We start from the raw sequence: 18,677 nt of genomic DNA on the forward strand, positions 1-18,677 counted from the left end.
GGCTCATTGAATTATGGGAACAATGGTTGTTAGACTCCTTAATTTACTGCGCACCGCGGATACAGATCCTGAACTGATTCTTGCGCATTTAAACAGTCTTTTGACAGAAATAAATACAGCTTATTTCGCAGCTGATAGGAAGCCGGCCGATGAACGAATTGAAAAATTCATCGGCTTCAAATTATTTGTTGAAAACAACCTGACTGATCATCCGACCATCACGCACATTGCGGAAAAACTCGCGGTGAGTACGGACAGCCTTTACCAGATTGTTAAACATTATTCGGGGCTTTCGCCAAAAGAATTTATAACGAACCGGTTGATATTGGAAGCCAGGAGACGCATGTATTATAACGAACGGACTTCTGTAAAAGAGCTGGCTTTCGATCTCGGCTTTAATGATCCTGATTATTTTTCTCGCTTATTCAAAAAAGTGACTGGCAAAACTGTTGCCGGCTTCTTCCAGGATTTGTCCTGAACTGAGCGGCTTTCGTCCGGCTCTCCCCACAACATTCTCCCGAGCTTTGTTCATCAAATAAAACTTGAAGAAATGAACAAAGAATCGGAGAAAATATTGGTAACCGGCGGGACCGGGCTCGTAGGGGCCCGCCTTGTTCCGCGCTTGATCGAAGCGGGTTTTGCGTGTATGACATTGGTGCGCAACGAAAAAGATGTGCCTGCCGGAGCCACAGCTGTGGAAGCAGACCTTTTGGACGCGTCATCACTGGCAGCGGTGAAGGATGTCTCAGCCATCGTCCATCTTGCAGCGGTGTTCCGCACGCAAGACACCGATCTGATCTGGAAAAGTAATGTTGAAGGCACGCGCAACCTAATCAATGCGGCAAGAACCCATACACCCCACAGCCGCTTCATACTGGCAAGCACCGCTCACGTTTACAAAAAAAACAATCCGCATCCGGGGCGGGAAGATGATCCGGTTGTTCCCCAGCAGGCATATCCCGCCAGCAAGCTCACAGCTGAAAACGAATTGCGTGAAAGCGGGCTCAACTGGTCAATTCTGCGGTTTCCATTTGTATATGGAGACGGTGACGAGCATTTGGAAACGCTGCCACAACATATTATTGCAGCCAAATGGCATCCCGCCATGCGCATGAGCACCATTCACCATCGTGACATTGCCACCGCCGTCCATATGGCACTGAGAGGAGAAATGGATAGCCGCATGGTCAATATTTCGGACGAAGCGCCGACTTCGCTTTATGAATTGGCGAGGCTTGTCGGCGTCACGATCGAATCATCATCCGATCCGCTTCCTAACCCGTGGCATCTGCATATCGACAGTTCGCTTGCGCGCAGTCTGGGCTTTCAGCCAGCTGTCAGGACGGTTTATCAGGCAGTGCAGGAGAAACTATTGTAAGACAATGCCGTCCCCCAATTCTAACATGATCACTGATTGTAAATGGGCAAGTAAACCTCATTGACAAATGTCTCCGCTGTTGTAGGCGTGGTGGTTGAAGCATCTCTTTTTTGATAATTCATAAACCCGGTTTTGATGGCTGTTCCCATTTCAACCAGATTGTCGGCAAAATCTGCTGAAAAACCGTTGCCCACAAATGCCTGCTTTACCTGCTCCGCCGGAAGCTGTACATAGGTTAGTTCAGGGTTGCCAATGGCCTTTCCAATAATGCTGGTGAACTCGCTGTATGTATAGTCTTTCGGCCCCATTACGGCGTGGACGCTTTTGCCGGTGAAGTCTAGGTTTGCCAAATGTCCGGCCGCAATTTTTGCAACATCTTCTGTTGCAACCATTGGGATGGAATGGTCTCCGTCCGCCGCTGTCGCGTTGAATCCCATTTTTTTAACCACGCCGATTGTTCTTAAAAAGTTTTCCATAAAATAGGCAGAGCGGATATGCAATACGTTTACAGCCTGCAATTGGTTTAACCTCACTTCTTGTTCGCCCGTCCCTGCCATCATGCCATTGCCTTCATGCATCTGCGATCCGACACTGCTCATATTGACAATGTATTGAATGCCCGAATTTTCAATGGCTTCAATCAGGATGCCTGTAACCTGTCTTTGATAAGCTCTTGTATTCTCGGCCTTAACATTGTCCGGCAACAGCACAAAAGCGCTATCGGCATTTTTGAAGGCGTTGGTCAGCGTCGCAACATCGGTAATATCACCTGCAATAATCTCGGCACCCAAACTGCGAAATTTTTCTAATTTTTCGGCGTGCCTTGCTATCAATGTGACCTGATGCCCCTGGTTTAAAAGGATTTCCGAAATCTTACTGCCCACTGTTCCTGTGGCTCCGAGTACTACTATTTTGGTTTTCATTTTACTGTTTTTTCAATGTGTTTGATTAATTACTATGCAAAGATCTTGTGATGAGGAAACTAAAACTTGTATCAGATCACTGTATTGATTTTCTTGTTGGCAACTCGTCTGTGGAGATTTGATCTGAAATCATTTAACCGCCAACTATCCAACGGTCGCACCTATACGCCGCAATGTTTAAAGGAGTTGTCCGCAATTTCTGGGGAAGAACTTCATTAACTTTTTAATTGATTTCAATCACAACTTTTCCAATGTAGCCGCCTCGCTCAGCATATTGATATGCTTCTTTATATTGGGTAAATGGAAAAACTTTATTGACCTCGATCTCTAACCCATCCTTAATGGCACTTAGCAAAATGTCCGTGTATTTGGTTGATGGACTGGAGAGAATGACAACGTGCTTTTTGGAGGAAAACAAGTTTTTAAAAAGTGATACGGGGATTTCAATGGGCTTCGGTGTGGGGTTTAAGAACAGGGCTTTTGATTTCATAATTGGCCTTGCGTTGTTGTAACCCATCTTGCCTGATAAATCAATCACAATATCATAAGTCGATTTGTGGGATAGCACATCTTCTCTTGCATAATCTATCACTGAATTTGCGCCCCATTTTTTTGCAGATTCTGCTCCCCTGCCGCTTGTAACGGCTGTTACATTGGCTCCCTTTTGTTTTAATAATTGAAGTAAAAACATTCCGAAACCGCCGGTTGCTCCATTTACCAAAATCTCGGTTTCCGCATTGATGTCACCCATTTTTTCCAATGCGGTAACGGCCGCAGTGCCCACCACCGTAATGGAGGCAGCCTGGGCAAAGCTGATGTTAGCAGGCTTTTTCCAGATCAGGGAAGACGGCACGACAACATACTCGGCCGAAACACCTTCTTTCATCATATCTTTTACCACGCCAAAGACCTCATCACCGGTTTTGAGGCCGCTCACGGCAGTGCCTAAATCTTCGACAATTCCTGAGAAATCCGTACCTGTGTGCTTTGGAAATTTAGAGCCGGACATGAGCGTCATCTCTCCCTTCCTGATTTTCCAATCCATTGGATTGATAGAAAATGCTTTTACTTTGACCAGAACCTGATCTGCGTTAATCATTGGTTTAGGCTGATCTACGATTTGCAACACATCTGCGGTTCCGAACTTTTGATATACGATGGCTTTCATGATATTATTTTTGTTTGTTAAAATGATATCACAAAGTTGCACGCAATCGCACTCCGGAACTTGTATCAGATCACTGTTCTGTTACGGCTAGTAAATCTCAATCAGGTCACTATTGTGCTTTAAAGCCTTGGGAGGCATTCCAAACATTTCGTACATATACTTGTTAAACTGGGGAAGATCGTAGAAGCCGGTGTCGTACGCAATGTCCGTAAGGCTTCGTTCCTTGTCAGAAAGTGTGAGATAGACGGCTTCACGCAGTCGCGTCCAAAGCAGATATTTCGATAAGCTGCTTCCCGTTTGTTTCTTAAAGAGCGCGGCCAGACGGGACGGAGAAAGAAAAACGATATCGGCAAAGGTTTGCGGAGTTATGTTTTGCTCTGAATAGTTAGCCTTGATATATTCAACTATTCTCGTAACCCTTTCATCATAATCAATGACGGGCAATTTAGAAAGCATTGCTTCGACCAGCTTGTTGACATCTAAACTGTCTGTTGGTGACTCAAAGAACGAGTTTGTTTCGGCAGGCGAGTCAAAGACGATATAATGTTGATTTTCTTTAAATCTGCCTGCCAGTTCCAAACCAATGTTCGAGTAGGGTTCTATGTTGAGCACATTCAGCGTTCCCGTTTCAGCGACGCAAAAATGCTGCACCTGGGGTTTGATGAGAAAACCGTGGATACTTTCGTGAAATATTCCGCTGATCGTCGAATTGAAGGGATTATCGTTCGACAGGACGATTTGATAGGCAGAATGATGATGGATTTCGACGGTGAGATTGCGGGCTTTGAGGGCAAGGATAAACGGGTTGTTCGTCTGCTTTGTCATGAAATTGCAAGTATAACTGCTCTAATGTAACGGTTCGAGCCATGAAGACCAAGCATTTTATGATCGTTTCTACCTCCTGCTATTCTTGGCTTAGGATGCATTGGATTGGATCGATTTGCCGGGTTCAATACCAAAACAAGCAGGAACCACTCTCTGCGGTTCCTGCTTGCAACATTAATCCTTGCTCATATCCCAGGTCATTTTTACCAATTACGCATTCATCCCGCCGTCGATAGTCACCCATGATCCGGTGATATGCCGACCTTCTTCACTCGCAAGAAAGGCAACCAGACCCGCCACGTCTTCAACCGATCCGTAATTGCCCAGCGCCATCCGGCCGCGCGCAAAATCGGCCAAAGGTGTGTCAGCCGGGTTCATATCCGTATCCGTTGGACCGGGTTGAACCAATGTTACGGTGATCCCTTTCGGTCCCAGGTCACGTGCAAGTCCGCGGGTGAAGCCCTGCAGCGCAGATTTGCTCATCGTGTACAACGTGGTTTGCGGCCCAATGGCATTATCGCCCATATTGCTGCCGATGGTGATGATGCGCCCGCCTGCTTGGAGATGTTTCACGGCTTCCAGTGCAGCCACGTATACTGCTTTTACGTTCACTGCCATGAGCTGATCGTATTCCTCAATCGTGTGTTCCTGAAAGTCTTTTCCAATGTAAATGCCGGCGTTGTTTACCAGAATGTCGAGGCGACCGAACTCGGCTACGGTTTTGTTTACTGCATTTATAACATCGGCGGCCTGGGCGCTGTCGGCCGCAAGTGCGATGACTTTGCCACCAGCGGCGTTAACCTCTGCGGCTAGTGCCTCGGCTTTTTCGGAAGAGCGGGCGTAAGTAAACGCCACGTTTGCACCTTCGGCAGCCAAACGACGTACGATTGCAGCACCAATGCCACGGCTGCCGCCGGTTACGAGGGCGGTTTTATTTTCTAATCTTTTCATTTTCAATTTACTTTTATTTCAAATTTTCGTGCAACCTACCCCTGGCATTGTATCTTTGCAAGCAATCAACAAATTGTTAGGTACTAACTAAAAAGTAAGTAATGAGAAAAGCGACCTCAACCAATGCTCTTAATGAAAAGCATATCATTGACACCTGCGGCATGGCAGTCTCGCTACGGGTAATTGGCGGCAGATGGAAACCTGCGATCCTGTGCCGTCTGATTTACAATACAATGCGTTACAGTGAATTAAAAAAGGACATTGAGGGCATTTCTGAACGGATGCTGGTTGCCCAGTTGCGCGAATTGGAACGCGATGGCATCGTACGCAGGATCGTGTACGCAGAAGTTCCACCACGCGTGGAGTACGAAATCACCCCATTAGGACATACCATGAGATCGATGCTCGACGCAATGGCAGAATGGGGAAGCATGCACCGCGATCTGAACGACCAGCGACAAAAGGAAGCAGAAGTTGAAGTTGCTTAGTCTCGCAAAAAATGCGTCATCACCTTCCATGCATCAAACGAACTCCTAGACATAGCAACTGTTAAGCATTCAAGCCCTGCCCCACTTCGACCAAAAATTGATGACAAAATAGAGCACTGCTTCCACCCTCCTAATTATCCTAGGACAAAGGCGTAATCTTGTTTATGTTTGTTTCATTAAAATCGTCTCGTAAAATATCGACCTAATTACAGAATCAGTAATTGATTTTGTGAGTGGCCTGAGCAAATGCTTCGGCCTTAAATAAAGTATGGACATATTTTATGAGAAACAATGAATCAGAATATAAAAATAGCCATTGTCGGTGGCGGTGGTAGAACTGGAAAATACCTTGTCACCCAACTAATTGAAAAAGGATATAGTATTAAAGTCCTTCTCCGAAAACCGGAGACATTCGAAATAAAGAGTCCTTTAATTCAAGTTGTCCAAGGAGATGCTATCGATTTCGCAGCAGTAAGTGAATTGATAGCTGGTTGCCAAGCCGTTATAAGTACAATTGGCCAACGCCCAGGTGAGCCGTTAGTAGCCGAGCATGCGACTAAAAACATTCTAGAAGCTATGTCAATGTATCGCATATCGCGATATATTTTGGTGGCAGGCATTAACATTGACACCCCTTTTGATAAAAAAGGGCCTCAAACGATTTCTGCAACAGATTGGATGAAAGCCAATTACCCTACAATTCAAGAAGACAGGCAAAAAGCTTATACACTTTTAACAGAAAGTGATATCAAGTGGACTTTGGTACGCGTGCCCTTTATCAATTTCAGCCGTGGGACAGGCGATATCGGTGTAAATGTTGATGATTGTTTGGGAAACAGTATAGATGCCGGCAACATTGCTACTTTTCTGATTGAACAAATTTTGGATACAACATATCTTAATAAAGCTCCATTTATCTGGAATTCGTAATGAAAATTATGGGTCTGAAAACGGCCCATAATTTTTTTAATATTGAAATATCATCCCAAAACTTTTTTCATCATAATATCCGTCTGCTCGTCTTCGCCGAATTTGAAAATATGTTTGTCGAAGGCGACAAAACCATTTTTTTCGTAAAAGCGAATCGCTTTCTTATTTTCTTCCCAGACGCCGAGCCAGAGAAATGCATTGTTGCGAAGCTGCGCGATTTTAAGTGATTTTTCATACAAAATTTGCCCAACCTCTTTGCCGTGATAAGCATTTTTCACGTAAATGCGCTCAATTTCGAGCGAGGTTGAATCTTTCAATTCCGTTTGCGCCATTCCAAAATTTACTTTCAAATATCCAACTGGACTTTGATCATGCCAGGCAATGAAAAATTGCGATTCCAGATTGTTCAATTCTGCCGTCATTTTTTCATTGCTAAAATTCTCGGCCAGATATTTTTTCATATCAGCTTCCGTATTGGCTTCGGCAAATGTTTCAAAGAATGTTTCTCTGGCGATTTGCTGCAAGATTGCCAAATCTTCAAGGCTGGCCTGGCTTGTTGTTATTTGATTCATTTAAATGAGGTCTGTTTGATTTACAAAAATACACATTAGCAAACCGCTCGTCATCAACCAAGCTGCTACGACATTCTGGAATGATATGTTATTTCATTATTGAACCCGGATTAACTGAACGCCTACGACGGGACGACCATCGGCTGTGATGCCTTGAATTACCACGCGAAGCGTTTGCACAACATCTGACAGCGGAAAACGCAGCTGGCTGTTTCCCTGACTATCGGTTTGCATCATGGGTTTCCAGTATAGCACATCGCGGTTATCAACCGGGCCGGAAATAATGCTGGCGGCAACCGCGGCATCGTAGCGCGGCACATAAAATTCGCGCTGCACGGATGGATATCCAATGAATTGAACCGGTTTCATACCCTCGTCTGATTTTGCGCTGGCCTGCATAGAACGTGCACCTTTGGAGTAAAATGCAATAACCCCGTTTCCTCCCCTAACCCCGTAAATACCAGTCGTACCAGCATTTTTGAGCAATTCAACACGTTCAAAATCCCTCGGATTAAAGTACATTAAAGCGGTTCCATCAGGGTCATTAACAGTCACTCCATCAATCAGAAACAATGGCTGCGTACCACTTTTATAGCTAGTCGCGCCCCGTACAGTTACCATATACCCGGGCGGCTTTTGCGGTGCGGGCGCAGTCCGTTGTACAGTCACGCCCGCAAAGCGCCCCTGGATCATTTCATACAAATTTGCATAAGCTGGTGATTTTTCATCGAAGACAACAACGGCATCAGCCTCATTGTGCAGACTACGCATTTGAATATCATCAGGCCTTTCAATATTTTTTTTTGCCCGAACTGTTACTTCGTTCAATTCCTTCGCTGTTTTATCCCGATAGAATTCGCCGTTTGCTTGTTGCCGCATCCGGGCAGCTTCCAGCTGGGCTTGCAGCATCGGCCAGTTTGGCTTAGCAGTCATTTTACCAAATTCCCATAGTTTACCTGGCCCTTCCCGCACCATGGAAGCCTCTTTGGCAGACATTTTTTTGGAATCGCGCCCGGCGATTTGCAACATTAAATTCACAGTATCAATGATAGCCATTCCCGCCATCCGAAAGCGCCCGTGGTCGTCAGCCACTGCTGTTTTTACGAATGCTTGACCGAGCGCTGTGGACGCCAGGGTGATATGCGCGCCTGGGATGGGTTGTTTTTTTGAATTCAATATGCGGCCGCTCAGCGAAACCCCGCCGAGCGAATCAGCTCCCAGCGTGCCGCTAACCCGTCGCCAGCCTTGTGTCAGCAGGAGATCGTCCAGTGCTTTGCGGGTCTCCGCAGAGTGGTTCATGACATATTGATTCGGGTTTTCAACGCGTCCCCGCAGCTCTCCCGTCAACAGCAAGTGTGCTTGCATACTAGCGTCGGCCGAATCATCAGGCACTTTGCTGGCATCGGTGATCGACGCTGATAAGGCGGCTGACACATTTGATCCGTTATCTTTTAAATTGACGCCCAGGATCACTTCTTCACGGGGCTGATATTTGGTTTTGTTCAATTTCAATGTCACACGAACTGGGGCGACGAATTCCGGCACAAAAAACAATCGTTCGCATTGTGGCTTAGCCGCGCCATCGAAAAGGGTTACTTGTGCAAGACCTGGCAACCAGCCCGTCATCGGCAAGCTTAACTTCGCCAATCCATTTTGCAAGAAAATTTTTCGCTGATCGACTATCCGACCGCATTGCTGAATCAGCAGGTAAACGGAGTCGGCGGCCGTCCGGTTATGACGCATGATGGTTAATGCCAGTCGGGTTGTGTCGCTAATCGCATCGACGGAAAGCAACAGTCCTTCGCTTTCGGGTTTGGGCAAAGTAACTTGATGCAGTTGGCTGTTGTAAGTTACATCTGCAAAGTAAGTTCGCTTCGCCTTAGGCTCCATCAACACGCTGGTCATCCCTTGCTGATTGGTTTTGAAACGAACAATTTCCGCTTTCAGATCGTCAACAATGCGGCCTTCTATGGACAAGCCGTGACCATTGGGCTGAACAACTTTAACGCCCAGACGCGCCGGCAACCCTGAAATCCAGCGACCACCTTCCGGCAGAATCTGAATGTCCAAATGCTGGGAAACGGAATCGCTGTGTGCCAATGTATCATTCCGGATCAAATTGTAGATAGCCACAGAACGCTCGAAAGCAGGACGTCGCTGGGCATCATCTTCATCTGTGTAGGCGCGCAGGCGATAGGTTCCGGTCATGAGGGTGTCAGACAAACGAAAATTACCTTGCCCACGTCCATCCGCAATGCGAACCCACTGGTGCTGAACCAGTTTCCCGGCAGACGTAAGCAGGTCGATTTGTATAGCTGTTTCGCCACTGGCCCGCTCGTGACGAGTAGCATCGAGTAAATATGTGCTCATCCAGAGCCGGTCTCCGGTTGCATAAAAAGGTTTATCAATGTGCACAAACAATGTGGGAGCCAGTAACTTAAACCGCTCGTTGAAAGCCGCACTAATATTTCTCAGGCTGCTGTCGGAGGGCGCTAGTTTTCCCTGTGTAGCCAATAAGTTCGTTGTAAGTGGCTCCTTATCAGCCCCTTCGGGTTTCCAGTCGGCGGGCAACATTGTTGAAAGCCTGTCATTCCCCATTGAGCCTTCCACTTCCATCCCCTCAGGCATTGTAATAACCCCATCGACCGTCATCTGCATTTGTCCGTTGGGCAGTTTGATCTCCGTATAAGCATAACGGGCATCCGGATACGGCGAGAAACCTGAGGTTGCATTCGTGTAAAATACGATCAGTTTCATGGGCGAAACCAATCTGCGTTCGGTCGATAACCGGCCGGGTTGAATCAACTTCGAAACCTGAATTGGAATCAAACGTTTGTAATCCCTTATCGCAGCTGCAAGCGTAATGGTCCGGCGTTCGACGGAGATTGGCTTGGTGACATCTTCCTGATAAACCAGAAAACCAGCCTGCTCGAAAGTGCCGTCAATCAGACTGGCCATTAAATGTCGGGTGGATCCTTGGTAAGCAGTAAGCCGATCGCGTCGAAATCGGCCGGCCTGGCGTTCGTTTTCGGGTTTCAGTTCTTCAAACCGGGCAGTTCCGGCAGAATAAACCTTGCCGGATGGTGTAGCATCAAAATGTTGCAAATCATAGATCAGCCTGTAACCTAGCGCCTGATTATCAATGATTAAAGGCTCATTTGCCGTTGCATACAGATGCCCTTTGTCTTCTTTAAAGTTGAGAACTTCGCTGTTTACCAGCAGACACTGTCCGCCAAACGGCTCACCAAAGAGTTGCTTTTTAAACTGGCGCAAAAGTTTTTCTGACCGCTTCGGATTGCCCCTGACTGTAATTGCATCCAGCATTTGTTCACTCGCTTTGAGCTGGAAATTGGCTTTTTGCGGAGACGCATTTTCAAATCGGATTTTTTGCGTAACAGATTCATAACCAACAAATGAGGCAACAATCTCAACAGTGCCAAGCGGACTTACAGTAAGTGCATATGCTCCATTTTGGTCCGTGACCGCTCCCAATGTGCTGCCATTAACATACACATTGGCAAACTCCATTGCTTTTCCCGTCTTGGCATCTGTCACGTTGCCGGTTAATACGGCTGTCGTTTGTCCAAACGCCAACAGGCATGATCCTAAAAGCAAAACGAAAGTTATCCAGCCGGTAAAGGAGGAGCAGCGCATAGTTTTCAAATTACTCAATTAAAAGGACCTCGGCCAGGTAATCATACCCGGATTCGCCAGGCACAGTTTGCCAATATTGCGCTAAGTTATGATTCAAAGGAATGTTTATTTATTTCAAATCATGTTGACTAACGATTTTCCACTGGCTCCAATCTATCGCTAACGGCCAATTCATATATTAAAGTAAATTTTATATATAATTTTGCAAATCTCGCGCTGTATTCATACATTTAAAATATAATTATCAAATAATAATTATCATTTAAACTCGATACGAGATGCAAGCTAACCCAAAAAAGTCAATAGCGTCAGGCTCGATGCCGGCTCTGTTTCTAATTTTTTGCATTTGCATTAATTCCTGCAAATCAACGACCAGCGATGAAATTATCATCACCGGAGACCTTCTGAGTGCGGACTCTAATATTGAAGGAAAAATGCTGTATTTGGGAGACAATAACACGCGCGCTTTCCTGGATTCAGTGATTGTTAAAAATGGCAAATTCCAATTTCGGGTGAAGGCGGATAGAGACTTTATTCCTTTCAAAACGAGCATTCTATTTGCAACGGGTAACCCGAAATGGCCATATCAGTTGGTTGGCTATAACAATCCGTATTTCGCGAAAACGCAAGAAAGTGTCATCTTCGCTGACCGTGGTGAAATGGTTTTACGGAGGGACACCACGTTTAAAGTTAAGGGTAGAGATTTGGTCAGTTTTAATGTTGAAAATCTCAACAAACAAACACAGGCTGCATTTAGACACCTTGCATTCAAAAAAAATCCGGAGCAGTCGTTGGAAAAACGCGAGCGCAATGTAGCATTGGTGAAAAAATATCCCTATTCGGTTGACCTTCTCAATCAACTTGAATGGTCGAAGAAAGATGTCGGAGAAAAAGAGCTTGCGGAGTTGATTTCCTTATTTGAGCCGTCACTTCAAAAGACCTCTTACTTTCATAAAATCAATCTTTACCTGAAATGTGATAATCACACAGGCGAGAAATTCCCGACCGACATTTCGCTTAAAGGGACTGACGATAAAGCCAGCTCGAATATTTTGAACAAAAAAGCGGAGTATAATCTGGTGGTGTTCTGGGCAAGTTGGTGCGGCCCGTGCAGGCAGGAAATCCCACAACTCAAAAAGCTGCACGACAAACATAAAGGCCGGGTTACCATTACAAGCATATCGATCGACAGAGATGTGAATAACTGGAAGAAAGCGCTTAAACAGGAAAAAATGGCGTGGAACCAGTTTGTCGCCGACGAAGAAACGATAGCGCAGCTCGACAAAAAGTACGACTTAAAATCGATCCCCCTATCGCTGCTTTTCGACAAAGAAAACAACCTGATTCAAAGAAAGCTAGGTTACGGTGTTGAAGAAGAAAGCGTCGACGCGATCGTAGAGTTTCATTTGCTGGGGAATTAGGGAATGTGTGGGAGGTTGCTCCGTGGAAAGCTGTCGATGCAACATTTCCATTTGTCTTAAATAATCTTTCCTGGGCTAAAAGAGGACCATTAATTTTCCATCCAAAACTCACTACGCTGGCAGAATATTTGATAGCATTATAATATGAAAACTATACTGGGATTATTAATGATGGCATTGCTTGTAGCCGACCAGCCCCGACGGGTTTTGCTTTTTTATACGGAAAATGGTTCAGACAAATGGAAGGCGCAGGTAGAAGCATTCGAAGGGCAACAAAATGATATGCGCGAACGCGACATTGAAATCAAATCCATTCCATATTCAAAGGCAAATGCCCGTGAATGGCGCAAATGGAAAATCGATAGTTCTAATGCGTTTACATTCATTTTGGTTGGGCGCGATGGTGGTGAAAAACTAAGATCCAGCGATATAGTTACCTCAGCAAAATTGTTTGGCACCATTGACGCCATGCCCATGCGGAAACAGGAGGTGAAGAAAAATCGATGACGCGAAACTATCTCAGCTGGTTTTGATAGGGAAGACTTTTGAGAATAACGTTTGGAGTGATTAATCAATCTGTTTTGCTATCCAGTCAGACATCTCTTTTAATGCCGTAGGGGAAAAAGTTTGATCAATGGTTGTATATTCTACTGGCGATCCTGTTTCGCACTCCTGAAAAAAGTGATTCAGATCCGGCAGCTCTTTAATGGTTAAATTTTTATTACCAGCCTTTTTCAAGGATGAGGCTATGGCAGTGAGATTTTCTTTTGAAGTAACCTGCATATCTTTTGACCCATTTAATGCCAAAACCGGGCACGTAACTTTTTGATGAGTGGCAGACGGATCATGTTTTAAAAAGAATTGCCACCAGGGAGAAGCAATGATATCAACTTGTTGAGCAATAAATTGTTCCCGTGTCACATTGGGTGGAATCTCGTTTTTCGCAATGTCAAGTCCGTTTGCATAGTGTGTTAACTCAGCCTTCAAAGTATTCGGATTCTGTGATTTCAACACAATATTATAGAGACCTGAGCCCTGCTTAATTGTCTTCTGGATATCTTCCTGTGACATTCCAGCCGACTTTCTGATGGCTGCCCCCTGAATCAACAGAAGCGTATCACCACGCAAACCAGGCCCTGCCAGCAAGACGATAAATGCCGTGTTGCTTGCACGGGAGGCAACAATAGAAGCGATCGTCGCACCTTCGCTATGACCAATCAATCCGATTTTGTTAGCGTCAATATCAGTCCTTGTTTTCAGATACGAGACAGCACTTTCTACGTCATCGCAAAAATCCAGCGACGTTGCTTGTTGAAAATTACCTGACGACCTGTAAGTGCCTCTATCATCATATCTCAATACCGCAATTCCCTTTTTGGTAAGATAATCCGCAATGACCAGAAACGGCTTATGCCCCTGGTTTACTTCTTCGTTCCTGTCCTGGGGTCCGCTGCCTGTGATCAAAATTACTGCCGGATAAATTCCTTTTTGAGATGGACGGGTTAACGTGCCCGCTAACCGGACTCCCGCGCTGGAATTAGTGAATTCTATATCCTCACTGTTATATGGATAAGGCGGTTTCGGTTCCTGGCCGTGATGTGCTTCCCGAACGGATTCCCGAGTTTGACAATTGCATAGAAAACATGCAACCAGAAGCTCAAAGGCCGTCGCCGCAATTATGTAATAAATGTTTCGCATAGGGTCGAATTCGTTGGTTGTCAGCTAGGGAGTTTCATCTGCGCGAAAAACCCATCCGGGTGCCTTGTCAATTTTTTGTCGCAAAAGCATATTCAGTTGAGCTGCATGGTGTTGAACGTGCCGCATGTTGTAGAACAGGATTTCAGGCACTGCATAATTCATATCAAATTCTTCGGGTCCTTCAATCCAGCGCTCCTCCATTTGCTCGTCGGTCAGATTTTGGATAAAAACCCTGCACTTTTCGCGTGTCGCATCAAGGTAACTCAGCATTTCCGATTTCGTATAGATCCGATCCGGAACCATATCGCCCAAAACACCCTCAGGCTGAGCGCCTGGTTCTGAAAATGTAAATGGAAGAGTCGAGGGAAACTCTCCGGTATGCGGAATCGTGAGATAATAATCCAGCATAATCTGGCTATGATATGCAATGTAAAAAAACTTTGTATCTGTATTCCAATACGCCTCAGGCCACATTGCAATCGCATTTCGCAATGAATCAATACTTGCGCCGAATTGAGTCCAGAGACTATGCTTGAAAATGCCGAGCATATAAATTTACTTTTATGGTGATCACTAATGCAGATCTTAGGTTCCTGAAATGCAAGATAACGCTTGTTATTTAAGAAGTAATTATCCCAATATAGAAAGGAACCAACGAAGCGAAAAACAGGGTTAACTTAGCAAAAATCAGCTTGCGCAGAGCAGCTGGCACAAGCACATTCTCACTTTACAATGGAGGAATTTACTGCATTTATTAAAACAATGATCTGGATAGATGATCTGGATCTGCAACTGGTGCTTTCGAGGTGTACAGAAAGGCAAGTGCCCAAAGGTAAATTGATTCTCAGAAAGGGACAGATTGCGAATCAGTACTTTTTTATTGTGTCGGGCGGTGTACGCTTTTTTTATAATCTGAATGACCAGGAAAATACAACCTGGGTGACTTTTCAGAACGAGTTCTTTACCGAAATTTCAAGTCTTAATCCCCAGACACCTTCGCGGTTTAACATTGAAGCAATTGAAGAAACCAGGCTGGTGGTGATTGATAAAAAGGATATGGACTTTTTATACGGGCATGTTGCGGCTTGGGAGGAGTTTGGCAGAAAAATCTGGGAGGCAATATCCGTGAGAATGATAGACCAGATCCTGAATTTCCAAACTTTATCTGCCGAAGAACGTTATCTGGAATTCATGAATAATCCCGAATTTTTACAAAAAGTGCCTGTCAAACAATTAGCAGCAGTTCTGGGCATTACTCCCAATGCACTAAGCCGGATCAGGAAAAACATCCGTTAATTTCATAATCTACCACTTGGTAGTTTTCACACTTCGCTGGCCGACTACTTTTGAGTCTCGAAAAACAAAAACGATGACTCAAACGAAAAACGCTTCTAACTCTCAGAATCAATATTCTGATGATGAATTAATTAAAAGCTTTCCTGGCTTTACAAATCAATACACGACGGTCAATGGGGTGAAACTGCATTATGCCGACGGAGGCAGCGGCATTCCCCTGATATGTTTGCCAGGCTGGCCCCAAACCTGGTTTTCTTATTATCCTATTGCCCAGGAACTTGCTACAAAATATCGGGTAATCATTGTTGACATCAGAGGAATGGGCAGTTCTGAAATTCCTGACTCAGGCTACGATAAAAAAACGATGGCAACGGATATTTTGGGACTTGTTCAGCAACTCGGATTCACGAAAGTTCATATCATGGGTCACGATATTGGCGGCATGGTCGCCATGAGCTTCGCATTCAATTACCCCGAATTCACGGAAAAGCTTATTGTTTTGGATGGCTCGCACCCAAGTGAAGGCATGATGCAAATGCCGTTGATCCCACCTGCGGGAACATTTACTGACAAAATGGACTCCAATATGCCCTATGCCTGGTGGATGGGATTTAATCAGGTAAAGGAATTGCCGGAAAAAATACTGGAAGGGCGCTTTCATTTCCTGCTTGACTGGCTCTTTGAATATGTAATGATCGACGGCAGTAAAATGAGCTCCTTTGAAAGAGAAGTGTATGCTTCTGTTTACAATGAAGCAGATCGCATCAGGGCTTCCAATGCCTGGTATCAGACATTCACGCAGGACATTGCGGATGCAAAAACCTACCAGCAACTTGCTATGCCTGTATTAGGAATCGGGAGCAATGTGAGTTATAACTACATGAAGATGGGATTACCCTACGCTGCAAAAGATGTAAAAGTCATTGGCATTTTGGACAGCGGGCACTATATGTTTGAAGAGCAGCCCGGACAAGTGATTGACGCTGTCTTCGAATTTTTAGCATAAGAAAATCATAACATTTATAAACATTAAGAAAATGAAAAAAGCAATTTTAGTAGCGGGTGCTACGGGTAATCTGGGAAACAGAATCTGTCGGGAATTAATAATCAGAAATGCTGACGTGAGTGCCATTGTCCGGTCTGCTACCGATCTGGAAAAAATAGATGTGCTTACGAAAATGGGTGTTAAGGTAATCGAAGTGGATTTAAACAGTGTCGACGAGATCGCAAAAGCCTGTGTGGGCATCGATTGTGTAATCTCCGCAGTGGCTGGCCTGCGCGATGTAATTGTGGATCTGCAATCGAGAATTTTGGATGGCGCGCTGCAAGCAGGTGTTCCAAGATTCATCCCTTCCGACTTTTGCACAAATTACAATGATCTGGTGCCGGGCGAAAACAGGAATTTTGATTTAAGAAGAGAATTTAAAGCCTATTTGGATAGCGCCGCGATCAAAGCATCGTCTATTTTCAATGGCGCTTTTGCTGACATACTGAAATACAATACGCCGATATTAAACTTAAAAGACAAAAGCATCGGTTACTGGGGTGAAAAAGCAGATTGGAAACTGGATTTCACCACCATGGACGATACAGCAGCCTTTACTGCGGAAGTGGCTTTGGACAACAATGCACTCCGGGATTTGGAAATTGCCAGTTTTCAGATCAGCCCCAATGAGTTATGGGCTAATGTGAAAGAACTAACAGGCCAGGAATTCAGAATCCACCAGCTGTCGACTTTGGAAGATTTTGCCGGATTTATCAAGAAACAAAGAGCCGACAACCCGGCAGGGGAAAACGAGTTGTATGCAAAATGGCAGCAAGCGCAATACATGTATTCCATGTTTTCAACCCAGCATAACCAACTATCCAATGAGCAATACGACAACCTTAGCTGGACAACCGGTTTGGCGTATATGAAGTCTTTTGTTTCCCCCAATCAGTCCTGAGTTTAGCGCATAAATCTTGTCAAATCTGTTTCAGTCACGTTTAGTTAGTATGTTCTTGTATTATAATTGATAATTTAGCACAAGGCCAAACGAACTAAATGAGCCTGGCGGAACGCAATGCAACACAACACGGACGTAATCATTATTGGAGCAGGACTGGCAGGTTTGACGGCTGCCAAAGTATTAAAAGCGGCAGGGAAATCAGTAAAGATCCTGGAAGCTTCTGACCAGATAGGCGGCAGAGTGAGAACCGAGGAGGTTGACGGCTTCCTGCTGGACAGAGGATTTCAGGTTTTATTAACGGCGTATCCGGAAACCCAGAAGTTCTTGGACTACGATGCATTAGAGCTGCGCAAATTTGATCCCGGTGCACTGATTCTCAACGAACAAGGCACTACAAAGATTGGCGATCCGCTCCGGCAGCCCAGTGCCTTGATAAGCACATTGGCATCACCGGCAGGAACATTCGCTGATAAAATCCGGATGCTTCAACTGAAATTAAAGTTGACTGCAAAAAGCATTGATGAAATTTTTTCAGGCAGCGAGGCGACTACATTGAAATATCTGGAAGAAGCAGGTTTCAGCCAAAAGATCATTGGCCAGTTTTTCAAACCTTTTATGACCGGGATTTTCCTGGAAGACAAATTGAGCACGTCCAGCAGGATGTTTGAATTTGTATTCAAAATGTTCGGGCAGGGAGATGCGGCTGTTCCCGCGAAAGGGATGGGCATGATCCCGTTGCAGTTGGCGGCAGGACTAAGTTCGGAAGAAATCCATCTTCATCAAAAAGTGGTTTCCATTGACGGAAATGTTGTAAAAACAGCTGCGGGATCAATGTTTGAGGGCTCCACAGTGCTCATTGCCACAGATCAGCTCGAAGTGCCCAGCCCTTTTAAGCAAACACCATCGGCTTACAATTCGGTAACCAATATGTATTTTACTGCGGCCAGCAAACCCTTTACCCAGCCGCTGATTGCCTTGAATGCATTGTCCCAAAAGTTGGTCAACAATATGGCCGTGATGAACCAGGTCGCTTCCAACTATTCCAAAAATGGTGATGCCCTAATTTCCTTATCGTTGATTGGAGATCATTCCAACGCAGACAGTGCACAGCTTCAGGCGAAGGTTTTGAGGGAAATGCAAGCCTGGTTTCCGGAGGCAATGCAATGGAAACATTTAAAAACCTATCATATCGGCTATGCTTTGCCTGATGATGATCATGTGATTAATGATCTCGGCGACGGAGTAAATCAGCTATCTCCGCAATGCTTTATCTGCGGCGACCATTTGATGAATGGATCGATCAATGCAGCCATGAAAAGTGGAAGGCTGGCTGCGGAAGCCATATTGATCAGTCAGAAATGATATTGGTCTATCCATCCAAAACGATTGGCTGCTCACTCCGTTCTATCGCCGATTGGCACCAA

General features: G+C 45.1%; 18 protein-coding genes. 10 read left to right on the plus strand and 8 right to left on the minus strand.

Features of this window, described 5'->3' with window-relative positions:
• Positions 1–22: 22 nt before the first annotated feature.
• Both LZG73_RS07500 and LZG73_RS07505 read left to right on the plus strand, forming a co-directional pair.
• On the plus strand, positions 23–478 hold the full coding sequence (locus LZG73_RS07500) for a helix-turn-helix domain-containing protein (protein ID WP_233847277.1): 456 nt from the start codon (positions 23–25) through the stop codon (positions 476–478).
• 72 nt (positions 479–550) lie between these two features.
• Positions 551–1,378, plus strand: coding sequence for an NAD(P)-dependent oxidoreductase (locus LZG73_RS07505; protein WP_233847278.1), 828 nt, complete (start codon positions 551–553; stop codon positions 1,376–1,378).
• A gap of 29 nt (positions 1,379–1,407) precedes the next feature.
• Here the strand turns inward: LZG73_RS07505 and LZG73_RS07510 are convergent, their stop codons facing one another.
• The 4 genes from LZG73_RS07510 to LZG73_RS07525 all read right to left on the minus strand — a co-directional run bounded on the left by LZG73_RS07510 (position 1,408) and on the right by LZG73_RS07525 (position 5,245).
• Positions 1,408–2,301, minus strand: a complete 894-nt coding sequence (locus LZG73_RS07510; RefSeq protein WP_233847280.1) for an NAD(P)H-binding protein — start codon at positions 2,299–2,301, stop codon at positions 1,408–1,410.
• Positions 2,302–2,524: 223 nt separating this feature from the next.
• On the minus strand, positions 2,525–3,469 hold the full coding sequence (locus LZG73_RS07515; RefSeq protein WP_233847282.1) for an NAD(P)-dependent alcohol dehydrogenase: 945 nt from the start codon (positions 3,467–3,469) through the stop codon (positions 2,525–2,527).
• Between the two features lie 87 nt (positions 3,470–3,556).
• A complete protein-coding gene (locus LZG73_RS07520) occupies positions 3,557–4,294 on the minus strand; it encodes an AraC family transcriptional regulator (protein WP_233847283.1) in 738 nt (245 codons plus the stop codon).
• A 210-nt stretch (positions 4,295–4,504) separates the two neighbouring features.
• Entirely contained in the window at positions 4,505–5,245 is a 741-nt protein-coding gene (locus LZG73_RS07525; protein ID WP_233847284.1) for an SDR family NAD(P)-dependent oxidoreductase, read from the minus strand.
• A gap of 101 nt (positions 5,246–5,346) precedes the next feature.
• Here LZG73_RS07525 and LZG73_RS07530 point away from each other — a divergent pair, with 101 nt between their 5' ends.
• Together LZG73_RS07530 and LZG73_RS07535 are read left to right on the plus strand one after the other, a co-directional pair.
• On the plus strand, positions 5,347–5,733 hold the full coding sequence (locus LZG73_RS07530; protein WP_233847285.1) for a helix-turn-helix domain-containing protein: 387 nt from the start codon (positions 5,347–5,349) through the stop codon (positions 5,731–5,733).
• Positions 5,734–6,024: 291 nt separating this feature from the next.
• Positions 6,025–6,663, plus strand: coding sequence for an NAD(P)-dependent oxidoreductase (locus LZG73_RS07535; protein ID WP_233847286.1), 639 nt, complete (start codon positions 6,025–6,027; stop codon positions 6,661–6,663).
• Between the two features lie 50 nt (positions 6,664–6,713).
• Here the strand turns inward: LZG73_RS07535 and LZG73_RS07540 are convergent, their stop codons facing one another.
• Both LZG73_RS07540 and LZG73_RS07545 read right to left on the minus strand, forming a co-directional pair.
• Positions 6,714–7,235 carry a GNAT family N-acetyltransferase gene (locus LZG73_RS07540; RefSeq protein ID WP_233847287.1) on the minus strand — a complete coding sequence of 174 codons (522 nt, stop codon included), beginning with the start codon at positions 7,233–7,235 and terminating at the stop codon, positions 6,714–6,716.
• A gap of 96 nt (positions 7,236–7,331) precedes the next feature.
• Positions 7,332–10,889 carry a carboxypeptidase regulatory-like domain-containing protein gene (locus LZG73_RS07545; protein WP_233847288.1) on the minus strand — a complete coding sequence of 1,186 codons (3,558 nt, stop codon included), beginning with the start codon at positions 10,887–10,889 and terminating at the stop codon, positions 7,332–7,334.
• Between the two features lie 278 nt (positions 10,890–11,167).
• Between LZG73_RS07545 and LZG73_RS07550 the strand changes: the two genes are divergently transcribed.
• The gene (locus LZG73_RS07550) at positions 11,168–12,310 is read left to right on the plus strand and encodes a TlpA disulfide reductase family protein (RefSeq protein ID WP_233847289.1); all 1,143 of its coding nucleotides are present in this window, start codon (positions 11,168–11,170) and stop codon (positions 12,308–12,310) included.
• 144 nt (positions 12,311–12,454) lie between these two features.
• The gene (locus tag LZG73_RS07555) at positions 12,455–12,817 is read left to right on the plus strand and encodes a DUF4174 domain-containing protein (RefSeq protein WP_233847291.1); all 363 of its coding nucleotides are present in this window, start codon (positions 12,455–12,457) and stop codon (positions 12,815–12,817) included.
• 60 nt (positions 12,818–12,877) lie between these two features.
• Here LZG73_RS07555 and LZG73_RS07560 read toward each other — a convergent pair whose 3' ends face one another.
• Together LZG73_RS07560 and LZG73_RS07565 are read right to left on the minus strand one after the other, a co-directional pair.
• Complete coding sequence (locus tag LZG73_RS07560) at positions 12,878–14,008, minus strand: S9 family peptidase (protein ID WP_233847292.1); 1,131 nt, start codon at positions 14,006–14,008, stop codon at positions 12,878–12,880.
• Positions 14,009–14,032: 24 nt separating this feature from the next.
• A complete protein-coding gene (locus LZG73_RS07565) occupies positions 14,033–14,557 on the minus strand; it encodes a DinB family protein (RefSeq protein ID WP_233847293.1) in 525 nt (174 codons plus the stop codon).
• 213 nt (positions 14,558–14,770) lie between these two features.
• On the opposite strand from LZG73_RS07565, the gene LZG73_RS07570 reads away from it, so the two are divergent.
• The 4 genes from LZG73_RS07570 (at position 14,771) to LZG73_RS07585 (ending at position 18,615) form a co-directional block, all read left to right on the plus strand.
• Complete coding sequence (locus tag LZG73_RS07570; RefSeq protein ID WP_233847294.1) at positions 14,771–15,304, plus strand: Crp/Fnr family transcriptional regulator; 534 nt, start codon at positions 14,771–14,773, stop codon at positions 15,302–15,304.
• Between the two features lie 73 nt (positions 15,305–15,377).
• Positions 15,378–16,310 (plus strand): alpha/beta fold hydrolase, encoded by a 933-nt coding sequence (locus LZG73_RS07575; protein ID WP_233847295.1) that lies wholly within the window; start codon positions 15,378–15,380, stop codon positions 16,308–16,310.
• A gap of 31 nt (positions 16,311–16,341) precedes the next feature.
• The gene (locus tag LZG73_RS07580; RefSeq protein WP_233847296.1) at positions 16,342–17,250 is read left to right on the plus strand and encodes an NmrA family NAD(P)-binding protein; all 909 of its coding nucleotides are present in this window, start codon (positions 16,342–16,344) and stop codon (positions 17,248–17,250) included.
• 117 nt (positions 17,251–17,367) lie between these two features.
• On the plus strand, positions 17,368–18,615 hold the full coding sequence (locus LZG73_RS07585) for an NAD(P)/FAD-dependent oxidoreductase (protein ID WP_233847297.1): 1,248 nt from the start codon (positions 17,368–17,370) through the stop codon (positions 18,613–18,615).
• Positions 18,616–18,677 lie beyond the last annotated feature (62 nt).

Origin of the sequence: Dyadobacter sp. CY326 (genome assembly GCF_021390515.1) — a bacterium.
Lineage (GTDB): Bacteria > Bacteroidota > Bacteroidia > Cytophagales > Spirosomataceae > Dyadobacter.

Bases quoted from the DNA above. Each gene is read 5' to 3' on its own strand.
- LZG73_RS07530 (WP_233847285.1), top strand. From the start codon at position 5,347: ATGAGAAAAGCGACCTCAACCAATGCTCTTAATGAAAAGCATATCATT.
- LZG73_RS07570 (WP_233847294.1), top strand. From the start codon at position 14,771: ATGATCTGGATAGATGATCTGGATCTGCAACTGGTGCTTTCGAGGTGT.
- LZG73_RS07555 (WP_233847291.1), top strand. From the start codon at position 12,455: ATGAAAACTATACTGGGATTATTAATGATGGCATTGCTTGTAGCCGAC.
- LZG73_RS07560 (WP_233847292.1), bottom strand. From the start codon at position 14,008: ATGCGAAACATTTATTACATAATTGCGGCGACGGCCTTTGAGCTTCTG.
- LZG73_RS07515 (WP_233847282.1), bottom strand. From the start codon at position 3,469: ATGAAAGCCATCGTATATCAAAAGTTCGGAACCGCAGATGTGTTGCAA.
- LZG73_RS07520 (WP_233847283.1), bottom strand. From the start codon at position 4,294: ATGACAAAGCAGACGAACAACCCGTTTATCCTTGCCCTCAAAGCCCGC.
- LZG73_RS07585 (WP_233847297.1), top strand. From the start codon at position 17,368: ATGCAACACAACACGGACGTAATCATTATTGGAGCAGGACTGGCAGGT.
- LZG73_RS07525 (WP_233847284.1), bottom strand. From the start codon at position 5,245: ATGAAAAGATTAGAAAATAAAACCGCCCTCGTAACCGGCGGCAGCCGT.
- LZG73_RS07500 (WP_233847277.1), top strand. From the start codon at position 23: ATGGTTGTTAGACTCCTTAATTTACTGCGCACCGCGGATACAGATCCT.
- LZG73_RS07575 (WP_233847295.1), top strand. From the start codon at position 15,378: ATGACTCAAACGAAAAACGCTTCTAACTCTCAGAATCAATATTCTGAT.
- LZG73_RS07505 (WP_233847278.1), top strand. From the start codon at position 551: ATGAACAAAGAATCGGAGAAAATATTGGTAACCGGCGGGACCGGGCTC.
- LZG73_RS07540 (WP_233847287.1), bottom strand. From the start codon at position 7,235: ATGAATCAAATAACAACAAGCCAGGCCAGCCTTGAAGATTTGGCAATC.
- LZG73_RS07510 (WP_233847280.1), bottom strand. From the start codon at position 2,301: ATGAAAACCAAAATAGTAGTACTCGGAGCCACAGGAACAGTGGGCAGT.
- LZG73_RS07545 (WP_233847288.1), bottom strand. From the start codon at position 10,889: ATGCGCTGCTCCTCCTTTACCGGCTGGATAACTTTCGTTTTGCTTTTA.
- LZG73_RS07535 (WP_233847286.1), top strand. From the start codon at position 6,025: ATGAATCAGAATATAAAAATAGCCATTGTCGGTGGCGGTGGTAGAACT.
- LZG73_RS07550 (WP_233847289.1), top strand. From the start codon at position 11,168: ATGCAAGCTAACCCAAAAAAGTCAATAGCGTCAGGCTCGATGCCGGCT.
- LZG73_RS07565 (WP_233847293.1), bottom strand. From the start codon at position 14,557: ATGCTCGGCATTTTCAAGCATAGTCTCTGGACTCAATTCGGCGCAAGT.
- LZG73_RS07580 (WP_233847296.1), top strand. From the start codon at position 16,342: ATGAAAAAAGCAATTTTAGTAGCGGGTGCTACGGGTAATCTGGGAAAC.